Genomic DNA, 12336 nt, shown 5'->3' on the forward strand with positions numbered 1-12336 from the left:
AATGAAGCGAATTGAAATTACCGAACGCCCGGACTGGCGTGAAAAAGCTACGGAATTCGGATTCCAGTTTCACACCATGTATGGAGAGCGTTACTGGTGTGAAGAGGCGTACTATCAGTTCACGCTGGCGCAAATTGAAGAATTGGAAGATACCAGCGCAGAGTTGCACCAGATGTGTCTGCAGGTGGTGGAGAAGGTCGTCGGCAGCGATGAACTGATGGCCAAATTTCGCATTCCCAAACATACCTGGGAATTCGTCAGACATTCATGGCGAACCAACCAGCCGTCGCTCTATTCGCGTCTCGATTTGGCCTATGACGGAAAAACGCCCGCCAAGCTGCTGGAGAATAACGCCGATACGCCAACTTCACTTTATGAAGCGGCATTTTTCCAATGGCTGTGGTTGGAAGATCAAATCAAAGCAGGGCAATTGCCGCAAACCGCCGATCAGTACAACAGCATTCAGGAAAAACTGATCGAACGATTTGAAGATCTCAGACTGAATCATGGCTTTGGCCTACTGCATTTCGCCTGCTGTCAGGACACCGCAGAAGATCGCGGCACAGTGCAATACCTGCAGGATTGCGCGCTGGAAGCGGGCCTGCCGAGCGAGTTTCTTTATATTGAGGAAATCGGCCTCGGTGAAAAAGGACAGTTTACCGATCTGGAAAATCAGGTCATTAGTAATCTGTTTAAACTCTACCCGTGGGAGTTCATGCTGCGCGAGATGTTTTCCACCAAGCTTGAAGATGCCGGCGTACGCTGGCTGGAGCCAGCCTGGAAGAGCATTGTGTCCAACAAAGCCTTGCTGCCCATGCTGTGGGAGATGTTCCCGGATCACCCGAACCTGCTACCCGCTTATTTCGCGGAAGACGCGCACCCCGAGCTGGAGAATTACGTCATCAAGCCGCTGTTCTCACGCGAAGGCGCCAATATTCAAATTGTGGAAAACGGCAGGGAGATTGCCGCGGTGGGCGGCCCTTATGGCGAAGAGGGCAAGATCATCCAGCAGTACCATCCCCTGCCCAAATTTGGCGACAGCTATACGCTGATCGGCAGTTGGCTGGTCAACGATCAGCCTTGCGGCATCGGCATGCGCGAGGATAAGGAATTAATTACTCAGGATTTATCGCGTTTTTATCCGCATATTATTCTGGACTAGCCATAACAAGGCACGGCTTTATACCGTGTCTTCAGGCTGTTGATAAAGCCAATGATTACTCGCCCCGCTAGTGGAGCTCGCCCCTTGGGCCGCCGCAAGCGGCGTTCAAAAACGCACGCGTTTTTGTAGGGGAAACACGAGGGGAGGTTCCCGTAGGGACGCCTCACCCCCGTGGTCGCCCCGGGTATCTCGGCTTAACAGACCGGTTTGTCAGCAAGCGCCTTGTTCGCGTTATCCCACCTGTACCGACAACATACTCAGCGAGCCCATTTCAATCCCGTCCACCGGAATGGTTATCGCTTCTTTACCGTCCCAGCATCCTAAAACGTAAAGCAGCGGCAGATAGTGGTCGGGCGTAGGATTGGATAATGCCGCGCCGTCATGCCGCATAAAGTTCACCAGCGGATGATCATCCCCTTGATAGGCCAGATTATCGCGGACAAACTGATTAAACGAAACCGCCCAGGGATAGGGCTCCGCATCGCCGTTCCATTTAGCCATACGCAGGTTATGCACCACGTTACCGCTGGCGACAATCATGATGCCCTCATCACGCAGGGCGCCCAGTTTCTTACCCAACTGATAGTGATACGCCGCGGGCTGTGTGCCATCTACGCTAAGCTGCACTACCGGGATGTCGGCTTGCGGATACATTTTTATCAGCACGCCCCAGGAGCCGTGATCCAATCCCCATTCACCGCGATCCGCCGCCACCGGGATCGGCGCTAAAAGTCGTTGAATTTTTTCGGCCAAATCAGGCGATCCCGGCGCCGGATACTGCGTATCAAACAGCGCCTGCGGAAAACCGCCGAAATCATGAATCGTCCGGGGCTTATCCATCGCCGTTACCGCCGTGCCACGGGTATACCAGTGGGCGGAAACCGCTACGATGGCTTTTGGCCGCGGCAATATTTCCCCCAGCTTCTGCCATGTCTGAGTGTACAGATTGTTCTCCAGCACATTCATCGGACTGCCATGACCGAGAAACAGTGCGGGCATACGGGAAGCGTTGTTCATCGCAGTATCCTTAGTAAAATATCAGCATCGTGCCACAGCATGTTATGGCAATCACTGTACGCCTTTTGCACATCAGAAAAACTCGGATATCTGTGATAAAGAACATCAATAAATTTGAAGGGATTGTGTAGGCATAAAAAAACGGTCAACGTGTATGGTGAAACACACGTTGACCGTTAAGCCGGGTTCTTTCATGAATAGCGTCGTGGACAGTCATTCATCTTTGCGCCTGGTTCGCACAGGCAAAAAAACCGCCGCAGCGGAATTTTATAAATAGAGTGGAGTTGACCGTTAAGCCGCGTTCTTTCATGAATAGCGTCGTGGACAGTCATTCATCTTTGCGCCCGGTTCGCGCGGGCAAAAAACCGCCGGAGCGGAATTTTATAAATAGAGTGGAGTTGACCGTTAAGCCGGGTTCTGTCGTGGACAGTCATTCATCTAGGCCAGCAATCGCTCGCTGGCTCAAGCAGCCTACCCGGGTTCAGTACGGGCCGTACCATGTGAACCCCTATTTGGCCTTGCTCCGGGTGGAGTTTACCGTGCCACGAACTGTTGCCAGCCGTGCGGTGCGCTCTTACCGCACCCTTTCACCCTTACCTGATCCCGCTTATGCGGGCCATCGGCGGTTTGCTCTCTGTTGCACTTGTCGTAGGCTTGCGCCTCCCAGGCGTTACCTGGCACCCTGCCCTATGGAGCCCGGACTTTCCTCCCCTCCACCTGTCTCCCCCGAAAGGGACGGCAGTGAAGCGGCGACTGTCTGGTCAACTCCGGCGCGGATTGTATAGTGTTTTACGCTACCTGTCATCCTTCCTGCTGGTCGAGCGCGTACTTATACAACGCATTTTTCTTAACCCCGTGTATTTCGGCGGCTAACGCGGCGGCCTTTTTCAAGGGCAATTCCTTCTGCAACAGGGACATGGTACGCAAAGCCTCGGCCGGCAACGCCTCGGCATCCGCTTTATGCCCTTCGACAATCAGCACCATCTCGCCTTTACGACGGTTCTCGTCTTCCCTCACCCAGGCCAGTAGTTCGCCTACCGGCGCGCCATAAATCGACTCCCAGGTTTTAGTGATTTCACGCGCCAACACAACATAACGCTGCGGTCCCAAGACGTCTGCCATGTCCTGCAAACTGTCCAGCAGCCGGTGTGTCGACTCATAAAAAATCAGGGTTCTCGCCTCTTCCTGCAACTCACGCAGCGTATCCTTACGCGCCTTGGTTTTTGCCGGCAGAAAACCCTCATAGCAGAAACGGTCTGAAGGCAGCCCGGCGGCGGAAAGCGCGGCGATCGCCGCACAGGCGCCGGGTAACGGCACAACACGGATCCCCGCCTCGCGGCAGCGGCGCACCAGGTGATAGCCGGGATCGTTAATCAATGGCGTTCCCGCGTCGGAAACCAGCGCGATACTTTGCCCATCTTGCAATTTCGCCAATACCGAATCCGCTTTTTGCTGTTCATTGTGATCGTGTAATGCGAACAGCCGTGCATTAATTGCAAAATGTTGTAACAACAGACCGGTATGCCGGGTATCCTCTGCAGCAATCAGATCGACGCTCTGCAATACGGCCAGAGCACGCTGGGTAATATCCCCCAGATTGCCAATCGGCGTAGGGACAATGTAAAGGGTGGATGCAGAAATGTCTGCTTGTTGGTCTTGATTCATTGTTTCATCCGGGTTGCCGATTTAATATTGAGCATCTTTAAAAAAAATCATTGGATACAGTATGCTTTCCTTTTGTTCCGTCCGTACTCAAACAGGGCGTATTCTCCCTGTATTGTTAGCGGCGCTGTTTCTTGCAGGCTGTCCAAGTCAGGCGCCGCAAAGCCCTCCACCTGAGATTCAGGGCAAGGCTGACGCTTCTGCCGATTATTATCTGCAACAGATGCAGCAAAGCGGCGATAGTAACAAGGCTGCCTGGCAATTACTCGCAATTCGCGCCTTATTGCAGGAAGGCAAAGTGCCGCTGGCAAGTCAGCAGTTTAGCGCATTACCGGCCAATTTAAGCGCTGCGCAGAAGCTGGAACAGCAATTATTGAGCGCCGAACTGTCCGTTGCGCAAAATAATATGGATGCCGCCAATACGGCATTAAGCCAACTGGACGTCAAGGCGCTCTCCGCCCAGCAGCAGCTTCGCTACTACGATGCGCAAATTATGGCGAATCAACGGCGCCCGTCGGCGACATTGCTGCGCGCCTATATTGCTCAGGAACCCTTACTGCAAGGGGGCTCCGCCCGCCAAGCGAATATCGACCAAACCTGGCTGGCGCTGGTGCAGATGACGCCGCAGGAGTCTGATTCAATACTGATCAATGCCGATGAAAACGTTCTGCAGGGCTGGCTCGATCTACTTAGCGACTATCAGGCCAACCGCCAGTCTCCCGACCAGCTAAAATCGGCGATTCAGGATTGGCAAACCCGCTACCCGCGCCATCCGGCGGCCCAAATGTTGCCGACGCAGTTGACGCTATTTACTGATTTCCATCCGTCGCAGGTCAGCAGTATCGCCCTGCTCTTGCCATTAAATGGCCAGGCGCAGGTGTTTGCCAACGCCATCCAGCAGGGATTTAACGCGGCGAGAAACGGTCAGGCCATGTTAACAGGCTCATTACCGCAAGCGGACGCCGCATCGGCCGGCGACGGTCAGCAAATCAATTCCCCGGACCAAAGCACCGAAGCCGCCGATAACCAGAACGGCCAGGATGATCAGAACGGGCAAGACGGTCAGCCGATTGCGCAATACAGCGACGAGGCTACCCCGGTAACGCCTCCCGCCGAGCAGTCGTCTCTCCCCAGCTCATTGCCGGTAAAAGTATATGACACATCATCGCAACCTTTAGCGAATGTGCTGGCGCAGGCGCAGCAGGACGGCGCTTCTCTTGTCATCGGGCCGCTGTTGAAAAATGAAGTGGAACAGTTGGCGACCAGCCAGTCTCCCTTGAATATTCTGGCGCTCAATCAGCCGGAACATGTGCAAAATGCCCCTAATATCTGCTACTTCGCTTTATCGCCGGAAGATGAAGCCAGAGACGCCGCCAAGTTTATTCATCAGCAAGGCAAACAGCAGCCGTTACTCCTGGTGCCGCGCGGAAACCTGGGCGATCGCGTCGTTAATGCGTTTGCGCAGGCCTGGAGCCAGCAAGGCGGCGGTCTCCTGTTGCAACAGCGCTTCGGCAGCACCATTGAACTCAAACAGGCGATCAACAGCGGCGCGGGTCTGAGCCTGAGCGGCCAACCGGTTAACCAGACATCCCAGACGCCGCCAGGAACAACCGTAGGCGATTTAACCATCCCGGCACAGGTAGAACCGGTGGTCAACTTATCGATGGGCGGTAATATCGATGCCGTTTACATCATCGCCACGCCTGATGAACTGTCGCTGATCAAACCCATGATCGATATGCGTACCACATCGCGCGCACGTCCCGCGCTGTATGCCAGTTCTCGCAGTTTCCAGGCAGGCAGCGGCCCCGATTTCCGTCTGGAAATGGAAGGATTACAATTCAGCGAGATCCCGCTATTGGCGGGCGCGAACCCAGCGCTGATGCAGCAGGTAAACAGCCAGTTCAAAAACGATTACTCACTGGCGCGCCTCTATGCGATGGGAATGGACGCCTGGACGTTGGCCAGCCACTTTGCCGAAATGCGCCAGATGCCTGGTCATCAGGTTGCCGGGGCAACCGGTATACTGAGCGCAACGCCCGACTGCGTGATCAACCGGCAGATGACCTGGCTGCGATATCGTCAAGGTCAGTTGGTGCCGGCATCCTGAATACTCGGGCAACCGGCGCGGATTATGAACAGCGGGCCCGGCGCTATCTTGAACGCGTCGGCTTGACCTTCACCGCCGCCAATGTCATGTTGCGCGGCGGTGAGCTGGATTTAATTATGCGCGACCGGCAAACCTGGGTCTTTGTGGAGGTTCGCTATCGGCGAAATGCCGACTTTGGCGGTGCCGCCGCCAGCGTCACCCGGCGCAAACAACAGCGGTTGCTTCATGCCGCCGCCGTCTGGCTGGCACAGCGCGGGAGCAGTTTTGATACGGCGGACTGCCGCTTCGACGTACTGGCGATTACCGGCGACCAGATTACCTGGCTTCCCAACGCCTTCAACGCGCAGGGATGATGCATGTCATAAACAATCCCAACGAGATTATACGGGGCATTTATCACGCACTGCGGCATACGGATAACGGATGAATGCCTCTGGCCCAGTCAGCGTACATATGGGCGCTAAGTTCATGGACTCTAATTAAAAGTAGGTTAATTCAACGTGCTGGATAGAATAAAAGTTTGTTTTACCGAGAGTATTCAGACGCAGATTGCTGCTGCGGAAGCCTTACCGGACGCCATCTCCCGTGCGGCCATCGTGCTGGTGCAGTGCCTGCTGAATGGCAACAAAATTCTGTGCTGCGGCAACGGCACGTCCGCCGCCAATTCCCAGCATTTTGCGGCCAGCATGATTAATCGTTTTGAGGCGGAACGCCCCAGTTTACCGGCGATTGCACTTAATGCCGATAACGTGGTCTTAACTGCGATCGCCAACGATCGGCTGCATGAAGAGGTCTACGCCAAGCAAGTTCGGGCATTGGGACAAACCGGCGATGTGTTGCTGGCGATATCAACCCGCGGAAATAGCAGAGACATTGTCAAAGCGGTGGAAGCGGCGGTGACCAGAGATATGACGATTGTCGCTTTAACCGGCTACGATGGCGGCGAACTCGCCGGGCTGCTCGGTCCACAGGATGTGGAAATCCGCATTCCTTCGCACCGTAGCGCCCGTATTCAGGAAATGCACATGCTGACCGTTAACTGCCTGTGCGATTTAATTGATAACACACTTTTTCCACACCAGAACGATTAAGGAGCACTACATGAGGATAAGTTCTGCATTTGCCGTGCTGTCTATCGCCCTCTTGTTACAAGGTTGTGTTGGCGCGGTAGTGGTTGGAAGCGCTGCTGTCGCCACCAAGAGCGCCACCGATCCCCGCACCGTGGGGACGCAGGTTGACGACGGCACACTGGAAATCCGTGTGACCAATGCGCTCGGCAAAGACGAGCAATTGAAAAAAGAGGCCCGCATTGTCGCTACCGCCTATCAGGGAAAAGTTCTGTTGACGGGACAGGCGCCGACGACCGAATTATCCGAACGGGCTAAACAGATTGCGCTCGGCGTAGATGGCGCGGCCGAAGTGTATAACGAAATTCGCCAGGGCAACCCCGTTTCACTGGGAACCGCCTCAATGGATACCTGGATCACCACCAAAGTACGTTCTCAGATCCTGGCAAGCGACACGGTTAAATCTTCCAACGTGAAGGTCACAACCGAAAATGGCGAAGTATTTCTGCTCGGCCTGGTTACCCAGCGCGAAGGCGCGTCAGCGGCTGAAATCGCCAGTAAAATCAGCGGCGTAAAACACGTCACCACCGCATTTACTTATCTGCAATAAGTCATGCTCCCACCCCAGCCGCCGATGAAAACATCCGCGGCTGGGGTCGTCAGCGTATTGGCCCTGTCCTATTCTCGCTTTCCGCAGGGATAACCGCGCAAAAGTTTTTTCAGCTGGCGGGATTTACCTGCCCATCGCGCCGTATCCGGGGTAAACCCTCCGCTTTGCTCGGATCCGGCCACCAGTAGGCGCTGAGGCTCAAATAATCATGTTTTGAACCGCTGGGAGGTAGGGATCTTTTCTGGGTGACGCAGGGATTCGTGATTTTCAGAACGCGATCGGCCTGCGCGAGCAATTGACGGTAAGCCAAACGCATTTGCGGTTTCGCCGTATGTTGCTGCAACTGTTGCTTCGCCGACGCCAGTTGGCTCGGCGCTAAAAAAGCGTAAGGCGTGTTCGCTTCATCAGCCGAACTGATTGTTGCAACGCCGCTCCATAGCGATGCGCTAAACAGTAATAAATAACGTAGCCGCGTATTTTCCCTCGCCACAACACCTTTCAGGACATTGCGTCGTGAGTCGTGAGTCATCCGGCATATCGCTTACCACATGAAACCGATTCAGTTTAAGCCATTTGCACGCAAAAACGCTTCGCCGCCGATCTGACGCATCTGGCGTAAAATCCATTGCTGGCGCTGAATCACGTACCCGGACGGCGCATTGACGCGAAAACGGATCGGATTTGGCAATACCGCCGCCAGCAAAGCCGACTCACTCGCGGTCAGCCTGCGGGCGGACTTATTGAAATAATGCCTTGAGGCGGCTTCCACACCAAAAATACCGGGGCCGAACTCCGCAATATTCAGATACACCGTCAGGATCCGCCGTTTGGTCCATACCAGTTCAACCCCGGCGGTAATTCCGGCTTCGAGACCTTTGCGCAGCCAACTGCGGCCATCCCACAAAAACAGATTCTTCACCATCTGCTGGGAAAGCGTGGATGCCCCGCGGATCCGCTGCGTATTACGCTCATTATGTCGCAGCGCCGAGTTAATGGCGTCAAAATCAAACCCCCAATGATCGGGGAATTTCTGATCTTCTGCGGCGATCACCGCCAGCGCCATTGACGGAGCGATATCATCCATTGCGACCCAGGACGAATGGGCGACGTAGGAAAAATCGCCGTTCAGCCATGCGCTGATCTGACGGTCGGCCATCACGGAGGAAAACGGTACCGGCAGAAAAGAAAACAGCACAATACCCGCCAGCCAGAGTCCCAATACCGCTAGCAGACACCGGACAATCAAGCGCTTAAAACGCATCAGCAGACCGTTACGGCGACGGCTCAATCTCATTCAATCAAGTCCAGCACGCGAGCGACCAGCTTGTCGATACCTTTTGCCGCTTCACTGATTGAGTTAGCTAACATGTAAGCGGGCGTGGTAACGACTTTGTGCTCTGCATCCACCACGATATCATCGACCGGGCAAACAACGTGAATCCCCCCCATTTCCTCAATGATTTCAGCAGTATCAATATCATTACCAATTGTAACTCTGAGTGGTTCGCCCAATAGCCTTGGTAACAGTGCGGGACTGATGCAAATAAAACCAATTGGTTTATTCTGCTTATAAATTTCCTGTGTGAGTAATTTTAAATTTTCATCAACATGACATGCCGCGCCCTGAGTGGCAAAGTCGCTTAAATTTTTGGCGGAGCCAAAACCGCCGGGTACAATCAACGCATCAAGTTGTTGCGCATCAGCGTCTGAAAGCGGTTGAATTTTTCCTCTGGCGATCCTGGCGGACTCGACTAAAACGTTGCGATTCTCATTGGTTACGTCACCTGTCAGGTGATTAACAACATCGGATTGCGGTTTATCGGGTGCAAAACAAACCGCCTCTGCCCCGGCCCTATCCAATGCAAGCAGCGTCAGCACTGCTTCATGAATCTCTGAACCATCATAAACACCACACCCGCTCAGGACAATGCCGACTCTTTTCATCATCTTTTCCCTCATTTCATTACATCAACTAATTGATTTTTTAATTGACAAACACTAATCTACATCACAGATTTTAATGATTCTTCTAACTGAAGTTTCCGCTTTTGCTATTTTGTTGCTTGATGAAGATGTAACATAATTAGGATATGCATATCCGCACTTGCGAGTTCACGAACCCTGATATCTAAATGCAGGTGCCCGTTTTCCCTGGTGTTGGCGCATAATTCGCGCACCCCGGCCTCGGTCGGGGTCATTTTTTTTCTGGCCCCCCCTTTTCGCATTCCCTTTCGATCCTACGCTTCATACGGTGAAACTTTGTCCCGGCGTTTTTTGCTCGCCACATCCCTGTGCCTCGTTCTTTGGGCCTTCACGGCGTGACGTTAAGAAACGTTCTTGCCGTTTTTTTCAGCCTCCGCCACCCAATCCTTCAGCACCTGAACATCATGACGCCAGTCATGCTTAAGTTCATCAATCCATTCCTGAACGTTATCCCACCAGGCCGGCAGTGTTGCCGTCTGTATCTGTTGGGCAATCTGTTGCAGATGGCGCAGCCCGACCGATCCCGCCGCGCCTTTAATCTTATGCCCCTCTTCAGTAATCCCTTTCTGATCGCGCGCCGTCATATTGGAATCGAGTATCGCCAGATACCCCGGCATCATTTGCTCAAACATATCCAAGCCCTGGTAAATCAATTTTGGCCCCACCAGCTCCAGATACTGTTCCAGCATCGCAACATCCAACAGGTCTTCGTTAATCGTTGCGCTCCCTTTTTCGACGGCGGGTTCCTCTGTACGGGGAACTTGGTAATCCCAATATTGTTTAATCACCGTCGTTAACGCAGGGACCGACAACGGTTTACTGAGCACGTCGTCCATACCGGCGTTCAGATACTCTTTTTTGTCTTTCAATACGTTGGCCGTTAACGCGACCAGCGGCGGCAATCGGCGATTGACGTAGCGCTTGCGGATCTCACGAGCGACATCCAGCCCCGTCATATCCGGCAGTTGAATGTCCAGCAACGCCAAATCAAACTCATCGGGATCGAACATATCCAGCGCTTCCTGACCGGTCATCGCCACTTCCACGCTGCTGCCCAATTTTTCCAGCACCGAGCGCGCCACCACCACATTCAGCTCAATATCTTCCACCAGCAGCACATGCAGCGCCGGCAACGGCATCTCATCGTCAAGCTCCGGACTGCTGAGCGAATCCTCAACGCTTGGCGCGGTAACCGTCACGGTAAAGCAAGACCCTTTGCCCTGAACGCTGGCGACATGAATATCTCCGCCCATGTTCTGCGCCAGACGTTTTGACACCGACAGGCCGATTCCCGTACCTGTCGCCGGTTTCCCGCCGTGCTGGTCTTTTACCTGATAGTACATGGCAAAGATTTTTTCCAATTCATCCGCCGGGATGCCCATGCCCGAATCCTCGACCTCAAAGCGCAGACAATCGCCCTTTTCATGCCATACGCGCACCACGATTTCCCCTTTCGGCGTGAACTTCACGGCGTTGCTGAGCAGATTCCACAATATCTGCCGTAGGCGGGTGCCATCGGTGATAATCTTCTGCGGCAGCGGTTGGTGCGGTTCCATAATCAACTTCAGTCCTTTCGGCTGAGCCAGCAGCCCGCCCAGGTTCTCCAGATCGACCAGAAATTCGGTGAAGTCTATCGGCTGGTTGTCCAACTGCACCTTGCGGCGCTCCTGCTTGTCCATTTCAATCACGTCGTTAAAGATGTTGCCCAGCGTAATCGCGCTGACATGAATGGTTTTCAGATACTTTTGCTGCTCGGCATCGAGTTGCGTATCCAGCAGGATGCGGCTTAATCCGACAATGCCGTTAAGCGGCGTACGCAGCTCGTGGCTGATCGTTGAAATGAAAGTGGTCTTCTCCCTGCTGGCGTTCTCTAACGCGTCCTGGTAACGCTTACGCTCCGTTATATCGCGCCCAAAGCCCATCAGCCCGTGACGTTTGCCCATGCGATCGTAAAAAGGAACCTTTCGCAGCTCAAAACAGGCTTTGCGCCCATCGGGATAGACCAGCCATTGCTCATACGTCAGCGAAACATTGTGGCGGAATACTTTCTCGTCCGTTTCCATCACTTTTTCAGCGATATCCGGGGGATAAACATCCTGCGGCGTCAGGCCGATCAGCTGCTTCTGGCTTTTGCCCACCAGCAGTTCCATCGCACGGTTGCAGCCAGAGAACTCTTTTTCTTCATTGCGGTAATAGACCAAATCGGGCGAGGCATCGAGAAAGGATCGCAACAATGCGGACTGTTGTTCCAATTCAATCTGCGCCTGCTCGCGGCGGGACATCTCTTCCTTCAGTTTGCTCACCACCCGCAGGCGCGCTTCTTCCGATTTGATGCGATCGGCGATTTCCTGATTAAGCTGAGCGATGTTTTCCTGAAGCTGTTCATTCAACTCAAGATCGCGGTGACGCATCTCTTCGAGCTTCGCCACCAGCTTTGACAAACGCTGACGCGACTCTTCAAGCTGTTCCACCACCACGGAAAGAAAATAAACCGCCCACGGGGTAATCAGTAACCCAAAAAAGACGGAACGAACAACGTCGATATTTTCCACTTTCCCGCTGAGCAGCAGGGTGACGGCCATCTGCACCACCATCGCCAGCAGCACCAACACCGAGGCCAGCAGCAGTGAAAAACGGACAAGACCCAGTTTTACCATTAAATCAACGTAGTACTGAGCTAACAGGCGGATTTGCTTCATAGTGGTTTCCTTAAGCGCGAACCACC

The 12336-nt window shown here is 53.8% G+C and carries 10 protein-coding genes, 1 other RNA gene and 1 pseudogene; 5 read left to right on the top strand and 7 right to left on the bottom strand.

From position 1 onward, the window contains the following. Position 1: 1 nt before the first annotated feature. Positions 2-1162 (top strand): glutathionylspermidine synthase family protein, encoded by a 1161-nt coding sequence (locus tag ACN28R_RS16895; protein ID WP_048636485.1) that lies wholly within the window; start codon positions 2-4, stop codon positions 1160-1162. Positions 1163-1393: 231 nt separating this feature from the next. On the opposite strand, the gene ygiD is transcribed toward ACN28R_RS16895, so the two are convergent. The 3 genes from ygiD to rsmI form a co-directional block, all read right to left on the bottom strand. Continuing rightward, the gene (gene ygiD, locus ACN28R_RS16900) at positions 1394-2179 is read right to left on the bottom strand and encodes a 4,5-DOPA-extradiol-dioxygenase (protein ID WP_095835018.1); all 786 of its coding nucleotides are present in this window, start codon (positions 2177-2179) and stop codon (positions 1394-1396) included. 390 nt (positions 2180-2569) lie between these two features. Continuing rightward, positions 2570-2948: RNase P RNA component class A (rnpB, locus tag ACN28R_RS16905), an RNA gene on the bottom strand. Between the two features lie 32 nt (positions 2949-2980). Beyond that, positions 2981-3844, bottom strand: coding sequence for a 16S rRNA (cytidine(1402)-2'-O)-methyltransferase (rsmI, locus tag ACN28R_RS16910; RefSeq protein WP_095835019.1), 864 nt, complete (start codon positions 3842-3844; stop codon positions 2981-2983). 61 nt (positions 3845-3905) lie between these two features. Between rsmI and ACN28R_RS16915 the strand changes: the two genes are divergently transcribed. From ACN28R_RS16915 to dolP, 4 genes are all read left to right on the top strand, one after another. Then, a complete protein-coding gene (locus ACN28R_RS16915) occupies positions 3906-5951 on the top strand; it encodes a penicillin-binding protein activator (protein WP_095835020.1) in 2046 nt (681 codons plus the stop codon). Beyond that, positions 5948-6304 (top strand): YraN family protein, encoded by a 357-nt coding sequence (locus ACN28R_RS16920; protein ID WP_183092062.1) that lies wholly within the window; start codon positions 5948-5950, stop codon positions 6302-6304. The genes ACN28R_RS16915 and ACN28R_RS16920 overlap by 4 nt, the downstream gene beginning before the upstream one ends. A gap of 147 nt (positions 6305-6451) precedes the next feature. Then, positions 6452-7042, top strand: coding sequence for a DnaA initiator-associating protein DiaA (gene diaA / locus ACN28R_RS16925; protein ID WP_048636490.1), 591 nt, complete (start codon positions 6452-6454; stop codon positions 7040-7042). A gap of 10 nt (positions 7043-7052) precedes the next feature. Further along, positions 7053-7628 carry a division/outer membrane stress-associated lipid-binding lipoprotein gene (dolP, locus tag ACN28R_RS16930; RefSeq protein WP_048636491.1) on the top strand — a complete coding sequence of 192 codons (576 nt, stop codon included), beginning with the start codon at positions 7053-7055 and terminating at the stop codon, positions 7626-7628. Between the two features lie 112 nt (positions 7629-7740). On the opposite strand, the pseudogene ACN28R_RS16935 reads toward dolP, so the two are convergent. The 4 genes and pseudogenes from ACN28R_RS16935 to arcB all read right to left on the bottom strand — a co-directional run. Further along, positions 7741-8157: pseudogene (locus ACN28R_RS16935) on the bottom strand (alginate lyase family protein); the annotation flags it as partial. 30 nt (positions 8158-8187) lie between these two features. Next, a complete protein-coding gene (gene mtgA / locus ACN28R_RS16940; RefSeq protein WP_048636493.1) occupies positions 8188-8922 on the bottom strand; it encodes a monofunctional biosynthetic peptidoglycan transglycosylase in 735 nt (244 codons plus the stop codon). Further along, a complete protein-coding gene (gene elbB, locus ACN28R_RS16945; RefSeq protein WP_095835836.1) occupies positions 8919-9572 on the bottom strand; it encodes an isoprenoid biosynthesis glyoxalase ElbB in 654 nt (217 codons plus the stop codon). The genes mtgA and elbB overlap by 4 nt, the downstream gene beginning before the upstream one ends. 380 nt (positions 9573-9952) lie before the next feature. Then, positions 9953-12310, bottom strand: coding sequence for an aerobic respiration two-component sensor histidine kinase ArcB (gene arcB / locus ACN28R_RS16950; RefSeq protein WP_095835022.1), 2358 nt, complete (start codon positions 12308-12310; stop codon positions 9953-9955). Positions 12311-12336 lie beyond the last annotated feature (26 nt).

This window comes from Brenneria goodwinii (assembly GCF_002291445.1).
Classification (GTDB): Bacteria; Pseudomonadota; Gammaproteobacteria; order Enterobacterales; family Enterobacteriaceae; genus Brenneria; species Brenneria goodwinii.